This window comes from Neobacillus sp. BP17 (assembly GCF_059579525.1).
In genome coordinates this window covers 4,356,592-4,382,463 of sequence record NZ_CM184198.1, presented here as the reverse complement: position 1 = coordinate 4,382,463, position 25,872 = coordinate 4,356,592, and the positions used below count along the sequence as shown (strand labels likewise).

General features: G+C 40.3%; 29 protein-coding genes and 1 other annotated feature. Of the genes, 27 read left to right on the top strand and 2 right to left on the bottom strand.

The features are described 5' to 3' along the window. Window positions 1-11: 11 nt before the first annotated feature. The 25 genes from AC4QJR_RS21470 (at window position 12) to pheA (ending at window position 21,555) form a co-directional block, all read left to right on the top strand. Complete coding sequence (locus tag AC4QJR_RS21470; RefSeq protein ID WP_496524127.1) at window positions 12-1,061, top strand: type IV pilus twitching motility protein PilT; 1,050 nt, start codon at window positions 12-14, stop codon at window positions 1,059-1,061. Continuing rightward, entirely contained in the window at window positions 1,054-2,271 is a 1,218-nt protein-coding gene (locus tag AC4QJR_RS21465) for a type II secretion system F family protein (protein ID WP_496524126.1), read from the top strand. The genes AC4QJR_RS21470 and AC4QJR_RS21465 overlap by 8 nt, the downstream gene beginning before the upstream one ends. Window positions 2,272-2,405: 134 nt before the next feature. Next, window positions 2,406-2,876 carry a prepilin-type N-terminal cleavage/methylation domain-containing protein gene (locus tag AC4QJR_RS21460; RefSeq protein WP_496524125.1) on the top strand — a complete coding sequence of 157 codons (471 nt, stop codon included), beginning with the start codon at window positions 2,406-2,408 and terminating at the stop codon, window positions 2,874-2,876. A 4-nt stretch (window positions 2,877-2,880) separates the two neighbouring features. Beyond that, window positions 2,881-3,642: a prepilin peptidase gene (locus AC4QJR_RS21455; protein WP_496524124.1), complete on the top strand. Its 762-nt coding sequence runs from the start codon at window positions 2,881-2,883 to the stop codon at window positions 3,640-3,642. 17 nt (window positions 3,643-3,659) lie between these two features. Further along, window positions 3,660-4,655 (top strand): type IV pilus biogenesis protein PilM, encoded by a 996-nt coding sequence (pilM, locus tag AC4QJR_RS21450; RefSeq protein WP_496524123.1) that lies wholly within the window; start codon window positions 3,660-3,662, stop codon window positions 4,653-4,655. After that, window positions 4,655-5,527 carry a PilN domain-containing protein gene (locus tag AC4QJR_RS21445; RefSeq protein ID WP_496524122.1) on the top strand — a complete coding sequence of 291 codons (873 nt, stop codon included), beginning with the start codon at window positions 4,655-4,657 and terminating at the stop codon, window positions 5,525-5,527. Before pilM ends, AC4QJR_RS21445 begins: the two co-directional genes overlap by 1 nt. After that, window positions 5,524-6,300, top strand: coding sequence for a GspMb/PilO family protein (locus tag AC4QJR_RS21440; RefSeq protein ID WP_496524121.1), 777 nt, complete (start codon window positions 5,524-5,526; stop codon window positions 6,298-6,300). The genes AC4QJR_RS21445 and AC4QJR_RS21440 overlap by 4 nt, the downstream gene beginning before the upstream one ends. Before the next feature lie 135 nt (window positions 6,301-6,435). Beyond that, window positions 6,436-7,524: a hypothetical protein gene (locus AC4QJR_RS21435; protein ID WP_496524120.1), complete on the top strand. Its 1,089-nt coding sequence runs from the start codon at window positions 6,436-6,438 to the stop codon at window positions 7,522-7,524. A 362-nt stretch (window positions 7,525-7,886) separates the two neighbouring features. Beyond that, window positions 7,887-8,459, top strand: coding sequence for a Maf family protein (locus AC4QJR_RS21430; RefSeq protein ID WP_496524119.1), 573 nt, complete (start codon window positions 7,887-7,889; stop codon window positions 8,457-8,459). Window positions 8,460-8,502: 43 nt separating this feature from the next. Further along, window positions 8,503-9,192 (top strand): RadC family protein, encoded by a 690-nt coding sequence (gene radC, locus AC4QJR_RS21425; RefSeq protein WP_375375100.1) that lies wholly within the window; start codon window positions 8,503-8,505, stop codon window positions 9,190-9,192. 161 nt (window positions 9,193-9,353) lie between these two features. Further along, window positions 9,354-10,376 carry a rod shape-determining protein gene (locus AC4QJR_RS21420; RefSeq protein WP_496524118.1) on the top strand — a complete coding sequence of 341 codons (1,023 nt, stop codon included), beginning with the start codon at window positions 9,354-9,356 and terminating at the stop codon, window positions 10,374-10,376. 85 nt (window positions 10,377-10,461) lie between these two features. Then, complete coding sequence (mreC, locus tag AC4QJR_RS21415) at window positions 10,462-11,343, top strand: rod shape-determining protein MreC (protein ID WP_496524117.1); 882 nt, start codon at window positions 10,462-10,464, stop codon at window positions 11,341-11,343. Further along, the gene (mreD, locus tag AC4QJR_RS21410) at window positions 11,340-11,858 is read left to right on the top strand and encodes a rod shape-determining protein MreD (RefSeq protein ID WP_496524116.1); all 519 of its coding nucleotides are present in this window, start codon (window positions 11,340-11,342) and stop codon (window positions 11,856-11,858) included. Before mreC ends, mreD begins: the two co-directional genes overlap by 4 nt. A 151-nt stretch (window positions 11,859-12,009) precedes the next feature. Next, window positions 12,010-12,690, top strand: coding sequence for a septum site-determining protein MinC (gene minC, locus AC4QJR_RS21405; RefSeq protein ID WP_251457581.1), 681 nt, complete (start codon window positions 12,010-12,012; stop codon window positions 12,688-12,690). Between the two features lies 1 nt (window position 12,691). Continuing rightward, the gene (gene minD / locus AC4QJR_RS21400) at window positions 12,692-13,495 is read left to right on the top strand and encodes a septum site-determining protein MinD (protein WP_251457577.1); all 804 of its coding nucleotides are present in this window, start codon (window positions 12,692-12,694) and stop codon (window positions 13,493-13,495) included. Window positions 13,496-13,617: 122 nt separating this feature from the next. Then, entirely contained in the window at window positions 13,618-14,406 is a 789-nt protein-coding gene (locus tag AC4QJR_RS21395; RefSeq protein WP_496524115.1) for a peptidoglycan DD-metalloendopeptidase family protein, read from the top strand. Beyond that, window positions 14,399-15,268, top strand: a complete 870-nt coding sequence (locus AC4QJR_RS21390) for a M50 family metallopeptidase (protein WP_496524114.1) — start codon at window positions 14,399-14,401, stop codon at window positions 15,266-15,268. The genes AC4QJR_RS21395 and AC4QJR_RS21390 overlap by 8 nt, the downstream gene beginning before the upstream one ends. Before the next feature lie 197 nt (window positions 15,269-15,465). Then, window positions 15,466-16,938 (top strand): Rne/Rng family ribonuclease, encoded by a 1,473-nt coding sequence (locus AC4QJR_RS21385; protein ID WP_496524113.1) that lies wholly within the window; start codon window positions 15,466-15,468, stop codon window positions 16,936-16,938. A gap of 60 nt (window positions 16,939-16,998) precedes the next feature. Beyond that, window positions 16,999-17,081 (top strand) — a sequence feature (ribosomal protein L21 leader region). Window positions 17,082-17,094: 13 nt separating this feature from the next. Then, complete coding sequence (gene rplU / locus AC4QJR_RS21380; protein WP_026563440.1) at window positions 17,095-17,403, top strand: 50S ribosomal protein L21; 309 nt, start codon at window positions 17,095-17,097, stop codon at window positions 17,401-17,403. Between the two features lie 15 nt (window positions 17,404-17,418). Beyond that, entirely contained in the window at window positions 17,419-17,763 is a 345-nt protein-coding gene (locus AC4QJR_RS21375; RefSeq protein WP_098575628.1) for a ribosomal-processing cysteine protease Prp, read from the top strand. Beyond that, window positions 17,764-18,057, top strand: coding sequence for a 50S ribosomal protein L27 (rpmA, locus tag AC4QJR_RS21370; protein ID WP_026563442.1), 294 nt, complete (start codon window positions 17,764-17,766; stop codon window positions 18,055-18,057). 207 nt (window positions 18,058-18,264) lie between these two features. Further along, entirely contained in the window at window positions 18,265-18,816 is a 552-nt protein-coding gene (locus AC4QJR_RS21365; protein ID WP_496524112.1) for a Spo0B C-terminal domain-containing protein, read from the top strand. Window positions 18,817-18,866: 50 nt separating this feature from the next. Continuing rightward, on the top strand, window positions 18,867-20,162 hold the full coding sequence (gene obgE, locus AC4QJR_RS21360; protein WP_098575626.1) for a GTPase ObgE: 1,296 nt from the start codon (window positions 18,867-18,869) through the stop codon (window positions 20,160-20,162). Between the two features lie 40 nt (window positions 20,163-20,202). Then, on the top strand, window positions 20,203-20,643 hold the full coding sequence (locus tag AC4QJR_RS21355; protein WP_098575625.1) for an ACT domain-containing protein: 441 nt from the start codon (window positions 20,203-20,205) through the stop codon (window positions 20,641-20,643). 57 nt (window positions 20,644-20,700) lie between these two features. Further along, a complete protein-coding gene (pheA, locus tag AC4QJR_RS21350; RefSeq protein WP_098575624.1) occupies window positions 20,701-21,555 on the top strand; it encodes a prephenate dehydratase in 855 nt (284 codons plus the stop codon). A gap of 44 nt (window positions 21,556-21,599) precedes the next feature. Here the strand turns inward: pheA and AC4QJR_RS21345 are convergent, their stop codons facing one another. Together AC4QJR_RS21345 and AC4QJR_RS21340 are read right to left on the bottom strand one after the other, a co-directional pair. Then, window positions 21,600-22,139, bottom strand: a complete 540-nt coding sequence (locus AC4QJR_RS21345) for a transcription repressor NadR (protein ID WP_496524111.1) — start codon at window positions 22,137-22,139, stop codon at window positions 21,600-21,602. A 55-nt stretch (window positions 22,140-22,194) separates the two neighbouring features. Continuing rightward, window positions 22,195-23,346 carry an IscS subfamily cysteine desulfurase gene (locus AC4QJR_RS21340; RefSeq protein ID WP_496524110.1) on the bottom strand — a complete coding sequence of 384 codons (1,152 nt, stop codon included), beginning with the start codon at window positions 23,344-23,346 and terminating at the stop codon, window positions 22,195-22,197. A gap of 125 nt (window positions 23,347-23,471) precedes the next feature. On the opposite strand from AC4QJR_RS21340, the gene nadB reads away from it, so the two are divergent. Further along, window positions 23,472-25,055 (top strand): L-aspartate oxidase, encoded by a 1,584-nt coding sequence (gene nadB, locus AC4QJR_RS21335; RefSeq protein ID WP_496524109.1) that lies wholly within the window; start codon window positions 23,472-23,474, stop codon window positions 25,053-25,055. After that, entirely contained in the window at window positions 25,024-25,872 is an 849-nt protein-coding gene (gene nadC, locus AC4QJR_RS21330) for a carboxylating nicotinate-nucleotide diphosphorylase (protein WP_496524108.1), read from the top strand. Before nadB ends, nadC begins: the two co-directional genes overlap by 32 nt.

The following is a 25,872-nucleotide window of genomic DNA, read 5'->3' as shown; positions in this document are numbered from 1 at the left end:
AGAGCATGAAGATGAAAGAAAAAATTGACGCTATATTACGAGCTGCAATTGAATATAAAGCCTCAGATGTTCATTTAACGGTCGGTGTTCCCCCAGTGATGCGTATAAATGGTGACTTAAGAAGATATGGAACCGATAAAATCATGCCAGATGACACCGAAGGTATGGCTAAAGCGATTATTCCTGAAGGATTGTGGGACTTATTTAAGGAAAAAGGAGAACTGGATTTCTCCTATGGTGTTCCTGGTATATCCAGATTTCGTGTCAATGCTTATCATCAGCGGAAAAGTGTTTCAATTGCCTTAAGAACAGTCGCATCTAAAACACCAACAATTGAAGAACTAGATTTACCAGATATCATTTCTAAATTGGTTGAGAAGCCACAGGGCTTAATTCTCGTAACTGGACCAACAGGGAGTGGGAAATCAACAACTCTAGCATCGATGATTGATTATATGAATCGAACGATGCGAAAGCACATCATTACTTTAGAAGACCCGATCGAATATCTACATCGTCATGGGAGTTCGATTATTGATCAGCGGGAAGTTGGTTTCGATACCAATAACTACGCAAGTGGCTTAAAGGCGGCACTCCGTCAAGATCCAGATGTGATTCTGGTTGGGGAGATGCGTGACATCGAGACTATGTCAATCGCGATAACTGCAGCTGAAACAGGTCACCTTGTTTTAGGGACGCTGCATACATCAAGTGCACCAACAACAATTAACCGAATCATTGATGTTTTCCCACCGGCACAGCAGCCACAAATACGTGTACAGTTAGCTTCTGTATTAGTAGGGGTTATTTCTCAACGTTTATTTCCGACTGCGGATAAAAAAGGCCGGAAAGCGGCAACTGAAATATTAGTAAATAACCCTGCAATAGCCAACCTTATAAGGAATGAGAAAATTCATCAAATCCAAAGCACGATGCAAACGTCCCGCGCACAAGGAATGCATACGCTTGAAATGAGTATCAGAGACCTATTGGATCGAAACATAATCCAAAGAGAAGCCGCTTCGCAATACTTGCATGAAAAGATGATGATGAATGGCTAGATTTAAATACAGCGGGCGGGATCGTAAAGGAAAACGGCAAGGCACTCTTAACGCTGGTTCTAAGCGGGAAGCGATGGAAAAGTTGAAAGAAGAGGGAATTAGGGTAATTGAAATGACCCAAGTACCTGAGACCCTTATGACTAAGGACCTAACGCTTGGAACTCCAGTGAAACTGCAGGATTTTGTCATTTATTTAAGACAATTTTCGACTTTAATTAAAGCAGGGGTCACGGTTGTCGAAGCAACGTCGATTTTAGCCCATCAAACTGAGAGCAAAGCATTAAAGAAAGCCCTGCTGGATGTGGAACAGCAGATGAGGGAAGGCAATCCTCTTTCTGAAGCTGTGTCTAAACACAAGAAAATCTTTAATCAAATGTTTATTAACCTCGTTAAAGCAGGGGAAGTCAGCGGTAATTTAGATGAGACACTCGACCGTTTAGCTGAGCATTTCGAAAAACAACATTACACACGACAAAAAATTGTCTCTGCGCTATCCTATCCGATTGCAGTTGGAATTATTGCTATTATTGTTGTTATTTTCTTACTTGTTGCCGTTGTCCCAACATTTGTATCGATGTTTGATGATATGGGCGGCGAACTGCCTGCAATCACCAAGTTTGTCCTGTCAGCAAGTGACTTTATGCAGTCTTTTTGGTGGATTGTTATACTGTTCATTTTTGTAGTAGTCTTTTTAATTACCTATTTTAAAAAAAGTAATCAAACTAAATATTATTTTGATTATTTTTTATTAAAGATGCCGATATTCGGTAATTTACTGCAAAAAGCGGCACTGGCAAGGATGATGCGAACTCTCAGCTCATTGTTCTCAAGTTCAGTACCGATTCTTCAAGCGATGTCGATTGTAGAAAAAGTCGTTGAAAATGAAGTTCTAGCAAAGGTCATTCGAGAGTCACGAGATTCATTAGAGAAAGGCCGTTCCATGACAGAACCCATGGAGAGCCACTGGGCGTTTCCTCCATTGGTTACTCAAATGATTGCCATCGGTGAGGAAACTGGGGCTTTGGACGCAATGTTATCCAAAATTGCTGAATTCTATGAAAAAGAAGTAGAAAATGGAACAGATCGGTTAAAATCGTTAATTGAACCATTAATGATAGTCTTTTTGGCAGGGTTAGTAGGAACTATAGTCACTTCCATTATGGTACCAATGTTTAGCATGTTCGACCAATTTCAACAGATGAATCAATAACTGACAAGAAAGCAAAAATACTGAGAAAATAGGACAAAATATCAAAAAAATCTCTTTTCATTTCAATCTCAATTAATGTATACTACAAGAGACAATATTACTAGGTTCATAGAACTATAAGGGAGAGAAAATTAATGCTTCAGAAGTTAAAAAATAGGCTAAAAGACCAAAGAGGATTAACTCTAATTGAATTACTCGCAGTCATTGTTATTTTAGGGATTATTGCTGCAATTGCTATTCCTTCAATTTTAGGAATAATTGATAACACTAAAAAGGATGCCCAGCTAGCGAATGCGCAACAAATGGTTGCAGCAGCAAGAAATGCTGTAGCGGCAGGAGAAGTAGTAGCACCGACATCTACTGCAACACGAACTATTACACTAGATGACATGATAACTAAAGGTTATATTGAAGATTTTAATAATCCACATGATAAAACTGCTGGATATAATAGAACTGATTCTAAGGTTGTTGTCTCTGTAAATGCAACAGATAGTAAAAAACTTGATTATACTGTTACTTTAAAACAAGCCGGTGAAACATCTCCTAAAACATATATTAATGGAGTAGAATCTAGAGCACTCGAAAGAAGTTCTGTTCAATAATAAAATGTTGATATATAAAATACTATTATTTATATATGGACTAATATTCGGCTCATTCTTTAATGTTATAGGAATTAGGATTCCGTTGAAAAAGTCAATTGTATCACCAAGATCTTCTTGTCCTATATGTGGGAATCAGCTTAAAGCATATGAATTAATTCCGGTATTATCTTTTATAATTCAAAATGGAAAATGCCGCGGCTGCAAGTCGCGGATTTCTCCTATCTATCCAATTTTTGAATTGCTTACTGGTTTACTATTTATGACAGCTCCTTTAGTTATCGGGTGGTCAGGAGAATTAGTAGTCGCTCTAACGCTAATCTCAATGTTTATGATTATCGTAGTTTCAGATATTCACTATATGCTCATCCCTGATAAAATTCTAATCTGGTTTGCAGGGATTTTTTTATTGGAACGGATTCTTTGTCCGTTAAACCCATGGTGGGACAGCCTCTTGGGTGCCGTAACGGGATTTATACTTCTCCTTCTCATCGCTGTTGTCAGCAACGGTGGAATGGGAGGCGGGGATGTTAAGCTATATGCCTTAATTGGATTGGTAATAGGGTTTAAACTAGTCCTTTTGTCCTTCTTTCTTTCGACATTGTTTGGCGCTGTTATTGGTGGATTGGCATTACTTCTTAAAATTGTGAACAGGCGTCAGCCAATTCCATTCGGACCGTTTATTGCAGCTGGAACCTTAACCGCCTATTATTGGGGAACGGATTTAATTAATTTGTATATACATTTCCTTAACCAAGGATTTTAACTAAGGGGTTTTTTTACATGGCTTTTTCCCTTTTTGCATCTAAAAACCGAATAATTAATCTGGTTTTGAATGATCATTCTATTCGCTTGCTAGAGTTAAAACAGGCGAATCCACCTTCTGCTCAGAGATGGAACGAGCGTTTTCTTCCCCCAGGTATTATCAGTGATGGGAAAATTACCGATATTGATTCCTTATCAAACATCCTGGAGGAGTGTATTGATGAATGGAAAATTCAAAGACGGCAAATTCGCTTTCTAGTACCTGATCCCCTTGTAATCATCCGGAAAGTTTCAATTCCATCTGAAATTCAAGATGATGAAATTCAGGGATATTTGTATCTAGAACTAGGGTCAAGTATTCACTTACCGTTTGAAGAGCCTGTCTTTGACTTTTACCCATTAGAAAGTGATGGCAAAACTCGGGATTTACTTTTATTTGTAGCACCGGAACAGCAGGTAATGGAGTATGCAAACTTACTTTCTAAGTTGAAGCTTAACCCGATTGCAGCAGATATCTCTCCACTGGCACTGTACCGATTGTATCATCAACTTGATAATACCAGTGCTATTGAGGTAATATTCTCTGTCCAATTTGATTTGACCAGTGTTAACCTTTGTATTTTTGAAAAAAATGTGCCGCTTGTTATGCGTCAATTTCCTTTACCGTTTAATGTAGATATTTGGGATGTCAAGAAAGACTTGACAGGCAAATTGGTATTTAAGTATACCGGTGAGGCGGAAGAGTTAGTGATTCAGTTTGAGGATATATTTAGAGAGATTAGTAAATTAAGCGACTTCTACCGATATACACTTAACAATGAAAAAAGTGATATTACAAAGTTTTTGCTGAACGGTGATCATCCGATGCTTCAAGCAATTTATGATGAAATGATTGAGAGATTGGATGTACCTGTTGATAAGATTTCTCTTGAATCTGATTCTAAAGGAAAAAAAGAAAATCTACCTCCTAGTCAATTACTGTCTTTAGGACTGGCATTAAAAGAGGTGCAATAATGTTAGTAGAAATTAACCTGCTTCCCCAAAAAGAACCGAAAAAGATCGGCTTTATCATTACTTTATCTAGTTTAGTTGCATTGCTGATACTTGTTGGTGCATTTTACCTTTGGCAAACGAATGCTGCCAAAAATGAGATGGCATCATTAGATAGACAAATTACGATGACAAAGAGGATTACTAATAATGAAAATAAAAGTACAGAAACAGCTGCTGCTGCTAGTTCTGTTAGTCAATTAAAGAGTGCGATTGAATGGGCTAATGAATATCCAATTCAGACGCTTCCTGTCATGCGCCATCTGACATTATTGTTACCTGAGCGTGGCTTTATTCAGAACTTTGCCTACACGGAGGCTGGGACAATATCACTAACAGTTCAATTTGATAGTGCAAGAGAAGCTGCGTACTTTTTAGATAATCTTAATGAATCAAAATGGATTGAAGAATCGAGTTTAAGTTCGTTAACTGCTGCAGCGACTGAACAATCGACAAGTGGCCGTACAGCTGTATCAACTAGTCAAACGAATCCATCGAATTCTTCAACAGATTCAACAACCCAAACAACGACACAAACAAATCAATCAGATTTGAATCAAACTGGGACGAATCCGAATTCAACTACCAATTCTAGCAGTGAAACAAATTCACCATCTGGAACAACTGGTGAGCAAACAACTGCCACTACCTCGACACCAAATACCAATTCGACCAATACCTCTAAGACTGCAGCCAGCAGTGCAACGGGTAAGAAAGAAAAGGATAATATCCTTCCGCGCTATACAGGTCAATTTGAATTAAAGTTGAATAAAGAAGTGGTAAAGAAAAATACGCAAAAGAGCAAGAACATTGAGGAAGGAGTGACTGAATCATGAAACTCCGTTTCTCAAAAAAACAAGGACTAATAATTGGTGCGGTCACTCTTATACTGATATTATTCATTGTTTATGCTCAATTCTTTAAACTAGCTCCTTTAAAAACAGACTTGGATCTCAAGCAGCAGTCACTTGAGTCTGAACAAAAACTTTTAGAAATCGTTAGTCAAAAAAATGCAGAAGAAACGCAAAAAACTTCTGAAGGTACGAAGGAGTTACAGAAAAAGCTGCCTGTAAAGCCGTTACAGGAACAGCTAATTTTAGACTTAGAGAAAGCAGAAACCATTTCTGATAGTAAGATTAGTTCAATGAGTTTTTCAAAAGACGTGGATGTGAGCACTGCTACTGCTGACCAATCAAATGCTGAAAATGCCAATGGTCAACAAACTACAACTGACACTTCACAGGCTGCAGCAACACAGGACACAACGACACAACAAGCAGCTTCTACCCAAACTGCGGGCATGAAAAAAATGACCATCTCATTGAGTGTTGAATCACCAAGCTACAAGAAATTAGAGAAGTTTATTGAAACACTCGAATCATTGAAACGGATCATCGTGGTTGAATCTATCAGTTATTCAGGCGGCCAAGAGATTACAAGTTTAGATCAAGAAGATCAGCCGTTAACCTACAGTCTGACAATTTCTGCATTTTACATGCCAACTTTAAATGACTTAGCAGGAGAATTACCAAAAATCGATGCACCTAAACCAGCAGGTAAAGACAACCCACTAAGCCAATTCTCTGCCACAACTGACACGCAGCCATAATTATCACCATGCCAAACTAATAAATAATTTGGCGAAAGTCTACGATAACAAGACGACAAAAGTCTTGTTATTTTTTTTTGTCTTTATGATAGGATGAAGCCAATGACTCATCGGAAGAGAGAGGAGTAAGGTTTCGTGGACAAGCCTAATAATGGCAATACAATTAAGATCAAATTAAATGGAGAAAACCCGCCCATTCAAGAAGTTCCTCCAAAAAATGAGGTTGAAACTAACAGTGATCCAATTCCAAGAGTAATAAAAATAAATACCGAGCATACAGAATCAGAATCTGATGTTAATAGTGAGACGGCGGCATCCCAAGAATCGGTTGACGAAAGCTTTGATTGGATTATTCCTGAGTCCTCCGACAAAGACATTGGGGAGCTCAAAATTATACCGAGTCCAACGAGCAAAAAAACGTCCCTGCCGAAAATAACATCATTCACATCGAATATCAAAAAGAAAAATGGCCGTCCATTAGGATCCATCTTAATTTCTGCAGCATTCGCTATATTAATTGGAACAACAATTGGTGTTGTGATGCTGAAGTTAGTTATCACATCACCAACTGAGAAGACGGTGACAACAGTACCAACTGAGGTCACAGACAAGCCTGCCAGCAGCAATAAAACGAAAACAGCAGAAGCCAAAAATACTTCATCTGCCTCCATCTCCCAGTTAACGACCTATGTCATTCAAGGCGGTGTTTTTTCTTCAGATTCTGGAGCAAAAGCCACTTCAGATAATTTATCTTCGAAAAATGTTCCATCTCAAACAGTCGAAATGGATGGCAAGTATTTTTTATTTCTAGGTGTTGCAGATTCGATTGAAGGAGCAAAGGCCTTAGGGGCGCAGTATAAAGAAGACGGGATTGAAGACGTATTTGCTAAGCCATTGTTATTAGACGAAAAAAAGTTCTCTGGTATCACGGATAAAGAAAAGACCTTTTTAAAAGCAGTACCGACTATTTATAGAACGATCTCTCTTACCACTTCAAATGCCCTTGTGACCAAGGAACTTTCCGAGGACGCAAGTAAAGTCCTTTCAGAAATAGAAGCACCGTTAAAAACCGTTGTGAAAAACGAAAAGATAAAAGATCTAAAAGCAGAATTGGTTAGTGCAAACGAAAAAGTAAAGGCGTTTCAAGAATCAAAAGACGTAAAAAATCTTAGTGACGCACAGCAGCATTTACTAAAATTCATGTCAGTATATTTTTCTAAGTAAACACTATCGACATTCCTCGATATTTTCCGGGAAATCAGAAAAGCGGAAGCGACCCGTTTAGCGGCGTATGGACTGGAGCGCTCCAACCGAGATAAAGGAAACACGGAGAGCGTAGCGATTCGATGTTGACTTATCGTAGGGCGGAGAGCGAAGTACACTAGCCGCTGGGCGCTGGAGCTAGACAGTAAATAAGGCCTATCAAATTTTTGATAGGCTTTTTGCCTTCCAAAAAAATGAAAAACCTCTGCATAATTTTACAAATTCCATCAAAATTTAATTATATAAAAATTGTTTGAGACTACAATTTCTGATAGGATTGAATTGTATCTCCCTAATACGTACCATAAAGGTAAGGTGATCGAATGCAGAACCTCATTTTAGCCTCTTCTTCTCCACGGCGAAAAGAACTTCTAGAAACTCTCCGTTTAACATTCGCGATCTCAAGTAGTGAAGTTGATGAAAGTTTTGACCCAGCTCTCGCTCCAAAAGATGTAGTAATGGAGTTAGCCGACCGGAAGGCACAGACTGTTTTTAAAGAAAACCAGGATGCCTTTGTGATTGGCTCGGACACCATTGTTGTTGCGAATAATCAAATCTTAGGAAAGCCCGCAGATGAAGCAGAAGCGTTTACCATGTTAAAAAGCTTGTCAGGTCGTCAGCATGAAGTTTTTACAGGTGTTTCGATTGTGTCGAAAACAGGGACAACAAAGTTTTATGAAAGAACAGAAGTTTGGTTTTGGGAGTTAACAGACGACTTAATACGGGCGTATGTAAAAAGTGGTGAACCGCTTGATAAAGCAGGTGCATATGGCATTCAGCAGCTCGGAAGTATGCTTGTCAAAAAAATAAATGGAGACTATTTTGCGGTTGTCGGACTGCCTGTTTCACGATTGGTAAGAGAATTGGAAAAGGCAGGCTACCAGTTGCCGTATTAAACTTTTTTGTTCATTAACTCCCTAAATAAGGGGAGGAAAAAAAGTGTCCACTAATACATTAATGATCCGAGATTTCCCTCAAGATGAAAGACCCAGGGAGCGGTTTGTTCAACATGGCCCACAAAGCTTATCGAATCATGAACTAATCGCTATTTTGCTGCGAACCGGAACAAAAGATGAATCGGTCCTGCAATTATCGAACCGGCTGTTAACTCATTTTGAAGGGTTACGTCTTTTAAAAGCAGCTACTTTAGAAGAAATGACCGAGATCAAAGGGATTGGTTCTGCCAAGGCCATCCAAATCCTCGCCGCCGTCGAAATTGGCAGAAGGATTTCAAACCTCGACTATAAGGACCGCTATGTCATCCGCTCCCCTGAAGACGGAGCAAAGTATGTCATGAATGATATGCGCTTTCTTTCACAAGAGCATTTTGTGTGTTTGTACTTAAACACAAAGAACCAAGTGATTCATAAACAAACCATTTTCATTGGCAGCTTAAATGCCTCAATCGTGCACCCAAGGGAGGTGTTCCGCGAGGCGTTAAAGAGGTCTGCCGCCTCAATTATTGCGGTCCATAACCATCCCTCCGGAGACCCGGCTCCAAGCCGTGAGGACATAGAGGTCACAAAGCGTCTGGTCGAATGCGGAAAGATTATTGGCATTGATTTACTCGATCATTTGATCATCGGTGAAAATAAGTTTGTGAGTCTTAAGGAAAAAGGTTATTTATAAACTATGATTTTATTTGACGTTGAGTTATAATAATGGTTATGATTTTTTAGGACTTCTTAAAGATTAAACTAGATAAATATTAGGAAAATAGACATGATAGTAAAGTGAATATCTATCTATTGGTGTTTTTGCATTCGGTTCAGAAAGGGAGATACAAAACTATGTTTGGAATTAGAGCAAGAGATCTTGGAATTGACTTAGGGACAGCAAATACCCTTGTATATGTAAAAGGAAAAGGAATTGTCCTGCGTGAGCCCTCCGTTGTGGCGATGCAGACTGATACAAAAAACATCGTCGCGGTAGGAAACGACGCGAAAAATATGATTGGACGGACGCCGGGAAATATTGTGGCACTAAGGCCGATGAAGGATGGCGTCATCGCTGATTTTGAAACCACAGCAGCCATGATGAAGTACCATATTCGTCAAGCACAAAAAAGTAAAAACGTGTTTACTGGGAATCCTTACGTTATGGTCTGTGTGCCTTCCGGGATTACTGCAGTTGAAGAACGTGCTGTCATCGATGCAACGAAACAAGCTGGGGCTAAAGATGCGTATACGATTGAAGAGCCGTTCGCAGCAGCGATTGGTGCTAATTTACCAGTTTGGGAACCAACCGGCAGCATGGTGGTTGATATTGGCGGGGGAACTACTGAAGTCGCCATCATTTCATTAGGCGGCATCGTTACATGCATATCCATTCGAGTAGCTGGCGATGAAATGGACGATTCGATTATTACTTATATTCGAAAAAATTATAATTTGATGATCGGTGACCGTACAGCGGAAACTATTAAAATGGAGATTGGCTCGGCAGGGGACTCTGAGGGTGTCGACAATATGGAAATTCGCGGTCGAGACTTATTAACCGGCCTGCCAAAGACGATTGAAATCACAGCCAAAGAAATTGCTGGAGCATTAAGAGATACCGTCTCTGCGATTGTCGAGGCAGTCAAGAATACATTGGAAAAAACACCACCTGAACTTGCGGCAGATATTATGGACCGCGGGATTGTTCTAACCGGCGGCGGTGCATTACTCCGCAATTTGGACAAGGTTATTAGTGAAGAAACGAAAATGCCGGTGCTGATTGCTGAGAATCCGCTTGATTGTGTGGCCATTGGGACAGGAAAAGCATTGGATCATATTCATTTATTTAAAAATAAATCAAGAGATTCACGTTAATTTTGATTGTGCTATTCGGCACATAGGTATATTTCAAATGAAAAAACGATACTTTTTATCTAGAAAAAAATAGAGGTGTATAATCATGCCACAGTTCTTTCTGAATAAACGTCTGATTATTTTGCTTGTCAGCATCATTGTTCTCGTGGCATTGATTGGGTTTTCTTTAAGGGAGAGAAGTAAACTATCCTGGCCGGAGCAATTTCTAAAAGATACCACCGGCTGGGTTCAATCCCTGGTTTCAAAGCCTACTCATTTTGTGACAGGCTTTTTTGAAAATCTCCAGGATTTGCAAAATACATACGATGAGAATAAAGAATTAAAATCGCGAGTCGAAAATCTTGTCAATCTTGAAGCACAAGTACAAGAACTGAAACAAGATAATAAAGAATTACGTGACATTCTCGGTGAAAAAAGAACCCTGAGAGACTTCAAACCATTACCAGCTACCGTAATTGGCAGAAACCCTGATCGTTGGCATGAAATGATTATTATCGACAAAGGCAAACTAAACGGCATCAAGAAAAATATGGCTGTTGTTACGGCAACCGGCTTGGTTGGTAAAGTGAAAAATGTAACACAATTTAGTTCAACCATCCAACTATTAAGTGCGATGGATCCAAAAAATCGTATTTCTGCTGTTGTGCAGGGCAAGAAAGATGTTTATGGATTTGTCCAAGGATTTGATGACAAACGGAAATTATTATTAATTAAGGCAATACCATCTGGTGAAAAAATTGAAAAAGGGCAAAAAGTGATCACTTCTGGCCTAGGCGGAGTTTTTCCGAAAGGATTGCTGATTGGTAAAGTGGTTGACGTAAAGCCCGATCAGTATGGATTAAATCAAACGGCCTTAGTGCAGCCTGGTGCAGATTTTTATGATATTGAAAATGTTATTGTCATAAAAAGATTAATGACCCAGCCAGTAAATATGGAATCAACAGACGGGAAGGAGAAAGATTTTTGAGAAAATTCATTCTTCCTCTTTTATTTCTGTTGCTTTTTATTGTAGAAAGTCTTTTTGTGGAGTATTTACCCGAAAAGGTTTTCGGGTTTGAACGAATATTTGTCCCACACTTTCTTTTTATCGCCATTTTGTTTTTAACGATTTTTGTCGGAAGAAAACATGGAATTATTTATGCGGCCATTTTTGGACTTTTATATGATGTCGTATATGTTGAAATTATCGGGATTTACTTTTTCCTATTTCCATTTATCTCTTATTTGATTTATAAACTATTGCAGGTTTTACAAGCCAATCTTATTACGGCCTTTCTTGCGGCCATCTTCGGTGTCTCACTATTAGAGATAGGTGTGTATGAAATGAACTATTTAATCCATGTTACAGACTTGGATTTTATCGGCTATATGAACTTACGTTTTTACCCAAGCCTTATCCTAAATGCTGTTGTTACGCTCATTGCTGCCTACCCATTAAAGTGGCTTTTTGAGAAACATTCAGAAGCAATAAGAGCTGAATGATTTTTCATTAAAAAAGAGGAGAATGGACGCATCGTGTCGAAATTTTATTAGGATAGTATGACTATTGATTCGAAATAGGTTAGAGGAGCCATATTCCTCTCGAATGGACTTGTTTCAAATTGCTTTCTTATTATGAGGTGAAAAATTCTCCATGAAAAAACGACAAAATGTTACAATAAAAGGGACGAAGGAAGGACTTGTCCTTCATCTTGATGATAGTTGTTCTTACGATGAACTAAAAAAGGAACTTGATTATAAACTTTCAGCCAACTCCAGTACACAGGATGAGCGTCATTTAACCTCTGTCAAAGTGGAAATAGGTAACCGCTATTTAACCGAACCACAGCGGGAAGAACTAAAAGAATTAATTCGCCAAAAAAAGAATTTTGTTGTGGATGAAATTGAATCGAATGTAATTACTAAGGATGAAGCTGAGGAATTATTGGCCGAAACAGAGGTGATGACTGTTTCGAGAATTATTCGTTCCGGACAAGTCCTCGAAGTTCCTGGTGACCTGCTGTTAATTGGCGATGTCAATCCAGGCGGGACAGTCATTGCAGGTGGAAACATCTTTATCATGGGAACGTTAAAGGGAATTGCTCATGCAGGCTGCTATGGCAATGATGAAGCAATCATTGCCGCCTCTAGTATGAAGCCCTCTCAGCTTCGAATTAGTGATTGCTTAAATAGTGCACCAGACAGCCTTCAAAGCAATGAAAAGCGGGAAATGGAATGCGCATACATCGATGAAAACCGTCAAATCATTGTTGATAGATTACAAGTATTAATCCAATTAAGACCTAATTTAACGAGATTAGAAGGGGGACATTAAAGTGGGAGAGGCAATCGTAATTACATCCGGTAAGGGTGGAGTAGGGAAAACAACAACTTCTGCTAATATCGGCACATCATTAGCCCTTCAAGGAAAAAAAGTATGTTTAGTAGATACTGACATCGGTCTTCGTAACTTGGATGTGGTCATGGGACTTGAAAATAGAATTATTTATGATCTTGTCGATGTGGTTGAAAAAAGATGCAAAATCCATCAAGCTCTTGTAAAGGATAAACGTTTTGATGGTTTATTATATTTATTGCCGGCTGCGCAAACCGTTGATAAATCTGCCGTGAAGCCAGAGCAAATGAAAGAACTAATCATCGAGTTAAAGCAGGACTATGATTATATAATCATAGATTGCCCAGCAGGTATTGAGCAGGGTTTCCAAAATGCCGTGGCTGGGGCTGACAAGGCAATCGTCGTCACAACACCAGAGGCTTCTGCTGTCCGTGATGCGGACCGGATTATTGGTCTACTGGAGAAACAGCCGAATATGGAATCTCCTAAATTAGTGATCAACCGGATTCGAAATCATATGGTGAAGAATGGGGATATGCTCGAGATTGATGAGGTTACTCAGCATCTTTCCATCGAACTTATCGGTATTGTTGCTGATGATGATGAAGTAATTAAAGCTTCGAATCATGGGGAACCGATTGCCCTCAATCCGAATAACAAAGCATCGATTGCCTACCGAAATATTGCCAGGAGAATTCTTGGCGAATCAATCCCGCTGCAGTCACTCGAAAATGCTGACAAAGGAATGTTTACTAAAATAAAGAAATTCTTTGGTGTTCGCTAAAAAAGCGACGCCTTTTATCAGCCTGTCCACTCTCTTGTGGACAGGTTGTTTTATTTTTAAGACATACTCTTTCATTCACCCTCATAGACTTGTACAAATTAGTGTGAAAAGGGTGGATGGAAATGGCGCGGTCTACACCGGAAGAAATTCGGCGACGAATCGCCAAGCGAAAAAATGATAATGGCACTACATCTGTAAAAAGTCCCGACCGCCAAATTGAATGGCCTAGTGACGATGAAAAATATGGCTTTCATCAGTATACCCCTCCAGGAGGGAGTGACGGCGATGATGGACATCCATTATTTAAGAAGGAAGTTTTCTTTTTCAAAGTTTTATCTTCAGTCCTCCTGTTTTTAGTGATTGCGATATTATTTCGGAACCATTCCACTGCCTTTGATCCTGCAAGAGCTTTGGTGAATAAAACAATGGACCAGGATTTTAAGTTTGCGACTGTATCAAACTGGTACGAAAGCAAATTTGGGAAACCTTTAGCCCTCTTGCCTTTTTCAAATAAAGATCAAACGGAGAAAAAAGAGGTGGCTGAAACTGAGTTTTCCGTTCCAGCAATGGGAAAAATCCTCGAAAACTTCGAAAAGAACGGGCAGGGAATTATGATTGAAACGGGAAAAGGGGCGTCCGTACAAACGATTAATGAGGGCTTTGTGATGTCTGCAGGTGTAAAAGAAGGTCTGGGGAAGACAGTCGTCGTTCAACATGCCGATAAAACGGAAACATGGTATGGAAATTTAGATAAAATCGACGTTAAATTATATGAGTATGTTGAAAAACGACAAGTAGTTGGCACCGTCTCTGGATCCACAGGTGAGGATAAAAGCAAAGGTAAATATTACTTTGCCATTAAAAAAGATGATAAATTTATCGACCCAATTCAGGTGATTGACTTTGAATAGAGCCATAAATTTACTACGACTAATTACTATTCATCCATTGTTATGGATTGTCATTGCACTTTCAGTTGCCACAGCTCATTTCCTTGAGGCTTGCTTATTACTTGGGATCATTTTCATTCATGAATTGGGGCATGCTGCTGCGGCTTCTTTTTTTTCATGGAGAATCAAAAAAATCACCCTGCTGCCATTTGGCGGGGTTGCCGAAATGGATGAGCATGGCAATCGCCCGTTAAAAGAAGAGATGATTGTCGTTCTAGCAGGGCCGCTCCAGCATGTGTGGATGGTGGCCTTAGCCTATGGATTGGTTAGCATGGACCTGATATCCGTGGACCTATTTCACTTGTTTTTTAGCTATAATCTAATGATATTCGTATTCAATCTCTTTCCTGTTTGGCCGCTTGATGGCGGGAAACTGGTATTCTTACTGCTTTCCTTAAAAAGTTCCTTCCCGAGCGCCCATCGCTTAACGCTTATCCTTTCCTTGGTTAGCTTGTCGATCTTTTCGCTGGTTATTGTGGCTGCAGCTCCAACCCATATTAATGTCTGGGTCATCATCGCCTTCCTTTATTTTTCGCTCTACCATGAGTGGAAGCAGCGCCGCTTTATCTTTATGCGATTTTTATTGGAGCGCTATTATGGGAAGAAATCGAGTCTGCAAACTTTGAAACCAATTGAGGCCAATGAAGAGGATTTACTTATTCACGTTTTAGAAAAGTTTCAACGCGGCTGCAAACATCCAATCATCGTCGAAGCCGATGGCAAGGAAAAAGGAATGCTGGATGAAAACGAGCTCTTACACGCCTACTTTACCGAAAAACGCCTAACCGACAAAATCAGCGACCTTCTCTTTTCTTATTATTAATACTATGTTGATAGGAGCGGAAGGCGCGAGACTCCTGCGGGAGGACGGGGCAGGGGAGACCCCGCAGGCGCTTTAGCGCCGAGGAGGCTCCCCGGACCGCCCGCGGAAAGCGAAGCGCCTGGAGCGGAAATCAACTAGCAAGTTTATCATGGCCCATTAAAAAGGTATAATAAGAAGAAAAAAGTGAGGTCGCTTGTTTGGAAACATTAATAGTTAACTACAACTCACGGGAAAAGCGATTGGCTTATATAAAGGATAACCGTGTGGAAAATATCGTCTTTGACCGGCCAGAACATCAATCACTGGTCGGTAATATTTATTTTGGGACAGTGACGAAAGTATTGCCCGGCATGAATGCCGTGTTCATTGATATTGGCGAGGAGAAAAATGCGTATTTACACCGGGATGTTCTTCCTTCGTATCTCCAATCCGTTGATAAACAAAAAAACGTCAGCTCGTTCGTCCATCAAGGGGAAAAAATGCTTGTTCAAGTCGACAAGGATGCAACCGGCACGAAAGGTGCCCGAGTAACGGGGATTGTTGAAATCTCGGGTCCCAATCTGATTTACATGCCCAAGGGTAGGTATGTAGCCGTTTCAAAAAAAATTGCTGATGACAAACAGCAAGCAACCTTACGGCGAATTGGCAGTCACTTAAAGACAGACGAAGAAGGGATGATTTTTCGAACGTCCTCCCTTTCAAGTACCGAAGAAGAAATACACAATGAACTAACCAACCTGCGCGAACAATATCAACAACTGCTGCAGAAAACAACTGGCTTAAAAAAGCCGGGGATTGTTTTTCAAAAAGATACTTTCATCGAAATGATTTTGGATAAGATAGGGAAAATGTCAGACGGAGAGGTAATCGTCGATGACTTATCACTAAAAAAGCTGGCTGAGAAGCAGAATAATCGGGTTAAACATAGTTATTACAGCGGTAAAGAAAATATATTTTCAGTACATAAGATCGAGCATGAAATTGATAAAGCACTCAAACGAATTGTCTGGCTTGATCAAGGCGCCTACCTGATTTTTGATGAAACGGAAGCACTGACGATTATTGATGTGAACACAGGTAAATTTTCCGGGAAGACGGATTATCAGGAAACCGTGTTAAAAACGAACCAGTTGGCTGCGAAGGAAGTCGTGCGTCAGCTGCGTCTGCGCGATATTGGCGGAATCGTCCTCATCGATTTTATCGATATGAAACGTGAAAAGGACAAGCAGGCCATTTATGCACTTATCGAATCGGAATTAGCCAAGGATCAAAAAAGAACAAAAATCATTGGCTTTACGCCATTAGGAATTCTTCAACTAACACGAAAGAAAACGAAGGTTACTCTTTCCGAGGCACTTGAGGTGAAGTGCCCAGTGTGTGATGGGACAGGCCGGATTCTCAGTCCAGAAACGGTAGGCTTTCGACTTGAACGAGAGCTATTAGAGCACCGCTATTCTGAATTTGAAGCTGTCCTGGTGGAAACAACCGCTGAGGTGAAAGAACAGCTGCTAGGGACAAATGAAGCCCACAGGGAAGCATTAGAAGAGCTTTTACATCTAAAGTTATTTTTCTCCATTCAGCCGTCTGACCGCCATTATTATGTGATTAAACAGTTTGGCAATAAAAATGAGATTGCATCAAAAGGTTTGGATGATAAACGATCTTTCTAAAATTGTATTGACACTTTCGCCTAGAATATGTTAGGATTTTAATGTTATGTTTGTAGCGCACCCGTGCTACAACCGCACAGAACAGGTCTTAAGTCTTTAACTAAAGTTTAAAGCGCCTGTGTATGGCGAGTCTGAGTTTATAAGGAGGTGCAGTTCATGTACGCAATTATCGAAACTGGCGGTAAGCAATTGAAAGTTGAAGAAGGCCAAGCTATCTACATCGAAAAATTAGATGTTGAAGCTGGTGAAACAGTTACTTTTGACAAGGTTCTTTTCGTTGGCGGTGAAAACGTAAAAGTAGGTTCTCCTGTTGTTGCAGGTGCTACAGTTACAGCTAAAGTTGAAAAACAAGGCCGTCAAAAGAAAATCATTGTTTTCAAGTACAAGGCGAAGAAAAACAACCGTAAGAAGCAAGGTCATCGTCAACCTTACACTAAAGTAGTCATCGAAAAAATCAACGCGTAAGGTGTTGGATCATAGATGATTAACATTACGATTTATCGTACTGAGTCCGGAACGATTCATTCATTCGAAATGAGCGGACATGCATTGTTTGCAGATCGTGGGAAAGACATTGTTTGTGCAGGCGTATCAGCCGTATCTGTTGGTGCGATTAATGCGGTCCATGAACTAACTGGTGTCACTCCTGATCTGGAACATCGAGCAGATGGTTTTCTCCGCTGTGTGATTCCGGAAGGTCTTCCAGAAAACACGCAAGAGAAAGTGCAAATTCTTCTCGAAGGGATGGCTGTTTCATTACGGGCGATTGAAGAAGAATACGGAAAGCACATAAAGATTACCTTCAAAAAGCAGGAGGTGGAATAAATGTTATTAAAATTAGATCTTCAGTTGTTTGCATCTAAAAAGGGTGTAGGTTCTACAAAAAACGGACGTGACTCTATCGCAAAGCGCCTTGGTGCTAAGCGTGCAGACGGACAATTCGTAACTGGTGGTTCAATCCTTTACCGTCAACGCGGTACAAAGATTTACCCAGGTGAAAACGTTGGCCGTGGAGGCGACGATACTCTTTTTGCAAAAGTTGACGGCGTTGTAAAATTTGAACGTGTCGGCCGTGATCGCAAAAAAGTGAGCGTTTATCCAGTAGCTCAAGAAGCTTAAGGATTCTTTGAAAACTCTAACCTGATTGGTTAGAGTTTTCTTTTTTCCAGCGAATTTTTCCTTCCATATTATACTTCGGGAAACGCTACGTAGATGCTTCTTTTTGCCTCTAAATAACTTTCATCACAAAATAAGCTTACTCATGGTTCATTTTTTGATATACTATCAGCAAACTAGTGTTGTGACACTTAATGTGGGAGTGTACGTATGGAGAAAGATTGGGATATTGTTGAAGTGTTGCGGCATGCTCGGCATGATTGGTTAAATAGGCTTCAATTAATTAAGGGGAACTTGGATTTAAATCGAATCGACCGGGCAAAAGAGGTCATCGATGAAATCATTATCGAAACGCAGCACGAGTCAAAACTTTCGAATTTGAAAATGCCTTTGTTTGCCTCACTCTTGTTAAAATCAAATTGGGAGAATCCTTTCTTTAAACTTGAATATGAAGTCCTCCATGATCAGAAAGTAGATCAAATCAATGAGGAGCTTTTGACAAAGTGGACATCCCTTTTATTTTCATGTTTAAATGAGACGATCGAAGCCTTTCAGGAAAATCATTTATCCGTAACAATAGACCCGGAATCAAAGGGGATTCGTTTCTTTTTTGATTTTAGCGGGATAATAATAAAAAGCGAAGTAATGACTGAATTCCTATCCAAACCATTTAGTCTACTCGACATCGTGGTCAAGGACTTATCAGAAAGTGAATTCGCATTAGAAGTATATATACCCTATCAAAAAAGTAGGAAAAGTTAAGACGCTTTTCGTGACATTTTTTGATTTGAAATGCAGACTGGAGGAATAAGATGTTTGTTGATCAAACGAAGATTTATGTAAAAGGCGGAGACGGCGGTAATGGAATGGTCGCGTTCCGTAAAGAAAAATATATACCAAAAGGCGGTCCAGCAGGTGGGGATGGCGGGAAAGGTGCCAATGTTGTTTTTGAAGTAAATGAAGGCTTGCGCACATTAATGGATTTCCGTTATCAGCGTCATTTTAAAGCACCACGCGGGGAGCATGGCATGTCCAAAAACCAACACGGAGCCGGTGCAAAGGATATGATTGTCAAGGTACCGCCTGGAACAGTGGTGATTGATGCCGAGACGAAAGAAGTGATTGCAGATTTAGTTGAAAATGGTCAACAAGCAATTATTGCCAGAGGCGGCCGTGGCGGGCGCGGAAATTCACGATTTGCCACCCCGGCAAACCCTGCGCCGGAGCTTTCTGAAAATGGAGAACCAGGTCAAGAGCGGGAAGTAATCCTTGAATTAAAACTGCTTGCTGATGTCGGTCTTGTTGGATTTCCAAGCGTAGGGAAATCAACACTTTTATCCGTTGTATCATCGGCAAAACCGAAAATTGCGGAGTATCATTTTACAACGATTGTTCCGAATCTGGGGATGGTCGAAACAGAAGATGGGCGTAGTTTTGTCATGGCGGACCTTCCAGGTTTGATTGAAGGGGCAAGTGAAGGTGTAGGCTTAGGTCATCAATTCTTGCGTCATATTGAACGGACAAGGGTAATTGTTCATGTCATTGATATGTCTGCGATGGAAGGCAGGGACCCATTCGAGGACTTCCAGACCATCAATCGTGAATTAAGTGAATATAATTTGCGCTTGACTGAGCGTCCGCAAATTATTGTCGCCAATAAAATGGATATGCCAGAAGCCGAGGAAAATTTGAAAAAGTTTAAAGAACAGCTCGATGAGGATTATCCGATCTTCCCAATTTCTGCCGTAACAAGAAAAGGTCTTCGTGAATTATTGTATGCTGTTGCAGATAAGATTGAGGAAACACCTGAATTTCCACTTGAGCATAATGAGGAAGATGAAACAACGGGTGTCCACCGTGTTCTTTATAAGCATGAGGCAGAACCAGAAGCATTTAAAATTACAAGAGAACCGAATGGCACATTTGTCGTATCTGGTGAAAAGACAGATAAGCTCTTTAAGATGACAGACTTCTCGAGAGAAGAATCTGTTCGCCGTTTTGCACGTCAACTTCGTGGTCTCGGTGTAGATGAAGCCTTGAGGGAAAGAGGAGCAAAAGACGGGGATATTGTGAAATTAATGGAGTTTGAATTTGAGTTTATTGAGTAGAAGAGAACGTGTCCTAAAGAGAGTAAGGTAGAGTGATAAAATGGATAAAAAATTTTACTTAGTACGTGAAGATGTTTTGCCGGAAGCCATGAAAAAAACAATAGATGTGAAGGAAATGCTGGAAAGAGGGAAGTCGGAATCCATTGCGGAAGCTGTTCAAAAAGCAGATTTAAGCAGAAGTGCCTTTTATAAATACCGAGATACTGTTTTTCCGTTTTCAACCATTAAAAAAGAAAAGATTATTACACTTTTCTTTCATTTGGAAGATCGCTCAGGTACGCTGTCACACTTGCTCAGTGTCGTTGCAAACTCAGGCTGCAATATTGTCACCCTTCACCAGACGATTCCGCTGCAAAGCAGAGCAAATGTAACACTCTCATTAAACACTTCAAACATCACGATGGAAATAGATAAGTTACTTGAGGAGCTTAGGAAACTCGAATTTGTAGAGAAGGTAGAAGTGCTGGGAACAGGTGTGTAGGACAATCTACCACCGGCTCTCAGCTCTCTTTTTATAAAATAAGGAGTGGGGAAAACAGTGAAAGTTGGATACTTAGGACCAAAAGCTACATTCACAGAATTAGCTGTAAAAAAGGTATTTCAAGAATATGAACTTGAGCCCTATCAAACAATTCCTGCAAGCATGGATGCCATAGTTGATAAAGAAGTAGACTTGGCTGTTGTTCCAATTGAAAATGCGCTAGAAGGCTCAGTGAATATTACACTCGATTATTTAACACAAGAAGTCCAAATACCCATTATTGGTGAAATCACCTTGCCGATCAAGCAGCATTTGATGGTACATCCAGATAATCAGGAAAATTGGCAGGATGTCAGCAGGGTGTATAGTCACTCCCATGCTATTGCCCAATGTCATAAATTTTTACATAACCATTTAAAAGGTGTCCCATTTGAAAGCGTCTCATCAACAGCGGCAGCGGCATTAATGGTAATGGAACATCCTGAGTTGAAAATTGCAGCGATCGCCAATGAACTCGCCGCAAAGGAATACGGGTTATCGATTGTAAAAAGAAATGTCCATGATTTTGATTATAACCATACGCGATTTGTTGTGCTTTCCGAGAAAGAACTTGATTTTCAGAAGATTAGTGAATCAACCCATTATAAAACAACGCTGATGGTTACACTTCCATCAGACCAGGCTGGAGCTCTTCATCAGGTATTATCTGCCTTTGCTTGGAGAAAATTGAATTTATCAAAGATTGAATCAAGACCCATGAAAACAGGAATTGGCAATTACTTTTTCATTATTGATCTCGAGATGAAATTGGATGATGTATTGATTCCCGGAGCAATAGCAGAAATAGAAGCATTAGGCTGCGGTGTTACATTACTTGGCAGTTATCCATCTGTTTTGGTGAGTTTAGACTAACAAAAAGGGACCCGATTTTAGGGTCCTTTTTTTGTGAGGTTTTACTATGATTCAATTAGGAAGCCTTCTGCTTTTAATGCTTTTTCTGCTTCATCTAAGACTTGGCTGCTTGATGCTGAAATCGTATGAAGGTGGATTCCCTCGGTTAGTTCAGATAGCAGGGCTGCTCTGGTCTTGTGTAAGTTTGCCATGAATTGTTTCACCTCTTGGCGATTAGAAACCATAATTGAGGCAGTCAAATCTCCATAAACCTTGTGTTCAATTTTGACATCCTTCACTAATACTCCATGGTCAACGAGCAAATTTAGTTCTTTTTCGGTGTCATCAGGTGAATGTCTGCAGGCGATTGTTCGTTCAAAGGAATAAGTGCTGGTGTTTTGCTTTAAATAAATATAACCTTGGCTCGTGGCAATAATGGGTTCATTCTTTGCTTTAAGAAGCGTGATATCTCCGACAATCACTTGTCTGCTTACATTAGTTTGATTGGCCAATTCACTTCCTGTCACCGGGACAGGACTGTCTTTTAGTAGTTGTAAAATGAAGGACCTCCTTTCTTCTCCCAATATTTTTTTTTGCTCAACCATATAATTCCTCCTATTTTCTATTGCTGTTTCCCTATTTTAGCATAGTTTAAATTTTTTATATAACCGCAGCTGCCTCGAAGGCATGAACGATATTCACGATCCTCTCCCCCAGTTCTACCACATCTTCCAAGCGCGTTGATTGACCGAAAGAAATACGGATAAATTCTTTTGCTTCTTCAGAGGTTAAACCTAGGGCTTGAGCCACTTTTGCGGGGGATTGCCTGCCGACTTGACAGGCACTGCCGGTTGAAATGGCAAATCCATGCCGATTGCATTCAAGCATCATCCATTGACCCTGAATACCAGAAATTCGGAGCCCGATGATATTGGCGAGCTGCTGAGAGGCATCGGCTGCTTGATATATTTTCACCTTTTCTTGAATCGGCTCAAGTGTATTAATAAAAGCTTTCCGCAGTAATTCATTTCTATTTAAATCCTCTGGCAATTTTGTGGTTATTTTCTGGGCAGCAACTGTCATCGCGGCAATGGCAGGAACATTTAAAGTGCCTGGACGAAATCCGCGTTCATGAGAACTGCCTGGAAAAAAAGGCTCCCATTTAAGCTGAGGATCGACGTATACTCCACCAATGCCTTTTGGGCCATAGATTTTATGACCTGAAAAAGTAAAACTGCTGACAAGTGGTGCTAGTCTTTTTATATCTATTTTTCCAAACGACTGAACAAAATCACTGTGGAAAAGGATTTCGTTGTCCTTGCAAATCTTGGCAATTTTATCGATTGGCTGGATGGTGCCAATTTCAGAATTCACATGCTGCAGGGTGAGTAAAATAGTTTCTCGCTTAATTGAATGGACCAACTGTTCTTGATCAATCAGGCCGTTTTCATTAAGAGGAAGCAGGGTGATCTCATATCCCTTTTCCTTTAATCTAGTTAGGACTCCATGGATGGATGAATGCTCCGCCATGCCTGCGATGATATGTTTCCCCTCTTTTTTAGTAGAGGACAATAATGACTCGATTGCTAAAAAATTCCCTTCTGTCCCGCCACTTGTAAAGAACAGCCCATTTTTATCAATTCCCATTAAATTGGCCAATTCTTCGCGGCAATTTTCAAGTAAGGCAGCTGATTGTCCGCCTATATCGTGGAGACTGCTGGAGTTTCCAAAGTATTCTGTTGCCACTTTTACATATACCTCAGCTGCTTCTGTGTCTAGTGGAGTGGTCGCTGCATAATCAAAATATTTCATGATTCTTCTCCCATTCTTCTTATTTTAGGACGGGGTGTTTCTACTTTTCTATAAAAATACTTGTTTTTAGTTTAATTCTATGTAAATATATATGTCAAGACACCTGTTATGTCAGGAGGGTCAACATGACAAATGATGACGTATTAATAATTGGAAGTGGAATAGCCGCCATGCAGCTGGCTGTTCAGTTATCTAGCCATTTAAATGTGAGGATACTCACAAAGGAAAAATTACGAACGGCTAATTCTTATCTTGCTCAAGGCGGGATTGCGGCTGCACTGGGGGAGAACGACCATCCCTCTAAGCACGTGGTCGATACACTTGAAGCAGGAAGATTTCACAACAATCAAGATGTGGTTCAGGAAATTATTACTGCGGCGCCGGAACTGATCAAGAATATGGCTCGCCATGGCGAGATTTTTGATAAAAATCAACAGGGTGAATTGTTTCTTGGGATGGAAGGGGCACACAGTGAAAAGCGAATAGTTCATGGCGGCGGTGATGCCACTGGTAAAAACGTCATGGAGTATCTAATTACTGTGCTCAAGCAAAAGCGAAATATCACTGTCGAAGAAAATGTCTTCGCCTATGAATTACTCTTAAATAACGAACAAAACCGATGTATTGGTGTTAAAGCAAAAACATCCAAAAGATCCATCCATTATTTTTATGGTCAGCATGTCATTATCGCAACGGGGGGCTGTGGTCAGCTATATACTTACACTTCTAACGCCAAAACCGTCAGTGGTGATGGGATTGCCATGGCTTTTTTAGCCGGTGCGGACATCGTTGATATGGAATTTAACCAATTTCATCCCACACTTTTATATATAAACGGTGAAACAAAGGGCTTAGTTTCTGAAGCTGTCAGGGGAGAGGGTGCCATTCTTGTTACAGAAGATGGGACCCGCATTATGGAGGGCGTTCACCCCTTAAAAGATCTCGGGCCGAGACATATCGTCTCCCAACGAATATATGAATACTTGAAAAAAGGAAAGCAGATCTATTTGGATATAAGTTCCATTGAAGAATTTAGGAAACGATTTCCTTCGATTACATCCCTTTGTGAGGACAACGGGATCCGGATTGAAGATGGAAAAATTCCTGTAGCTCCAGGCAGCCATTTTTTAATGGGCGGAATAAAAACCGATTTAATCGGAAAATCTTCCCTAAATGGACTATATGCTATCGGCGAAGCCTCCTGTACAGGTTTACACGGCGCGAATAGACTAGCAAGTAATTCCTTGTTAGAGGGATTATTTCAAGGGAAACAGTTATCGAAGTGGATAAATGAAGGATGGCAAGGTTCCCAAGTAGAACCAATACTTCCTGATTGTCATCCTAAAAAAGAGAAAGCAATACATTTACCGCATGTCCAACAAATTAAGGATTCAATGATGGAACGGGTGGGAATTGTTCGTAATGAAGGGAATTTAAAGAAACAGCAAGCCTGGTTACAGCAATTCAGGGCCGAAACGATCCATTTGGATACCTGTACAACGCAACAGATAACAAAGATTTTTATGCTGGTCACTGCCAAGCTAATGACAGATGCAGCTTTAAAACGGACAGAAAGCCGGGGAGGGCACTTTCGATGTGATTGCCCGAAAGAAGATAATCACCATTGGTTAAGAAAATCAATTATTCATAACTTGAAACAAGGAAGGAAAAAGTCCAATGAACACATTGAAACTGCGCTCGCAACTTGAGAAGTTTTTTATAGAGGATATCGGGGAACAGGATATTACCACTGATTTAATCTTTGCAGAGGAAACAAATGGAGAAATTGTTTTTCTTGCAAAAGACCAAGGGATTTTTTGTGGAGAGGAAATTATTAAGACAGGCTTCCAGCTGCTAAATAACGAAATATCCACGCATGTGTTTGTGAAGGATGGCCAAGCAATTAACTATGGTGATAAATTAGCCCAAGTTTCTGGGAAAATAGCTGATTTATTAAAAGGAGAAAGAGTGATCCTGAATCTAGTCCAACGTATGAGCGGGATTGCCACGCTCACACGAAAAACGGTCGATACCCTGGATAGCGGCCATACGAAAATATGTGACACTCGGAAAACTACTCCAGGGCTTCGCATGCTTGAAAAGTATGCGGTTCGCTGTGGAGGCGGCTATAATCACCGCTTCGGTTTATATGATGGGGTCATGATCAAGGATAACCATATCTCTTTTGCTGGTTCCATCTCGAATGCGGTAGAAGCGGTTCGAAAAAAGGCGGGTCATATGGTGAAAGTGGAAGTCGAAGTGGAAACGGAAGCTCAGGTGCTGGAAGCGGTAAATGCGGGGGCAGATGTAATCATGTTTGATAACCGGACCCCCTATGAAATTAAAGAATTCATTCAATTGGTTCCATCGACGATTATTACTGAGGCCTCTGGCGGAATCCAATTGGCTAATATTGCTGATTATCGTGACACGGGTGTCGATTATATTTCCCTCGGGTACTTAACTCATTCTTATAAAGCACTAGATATCAGTGTAAAAGTGCAATGGAATAAAGGAGACGAGTAA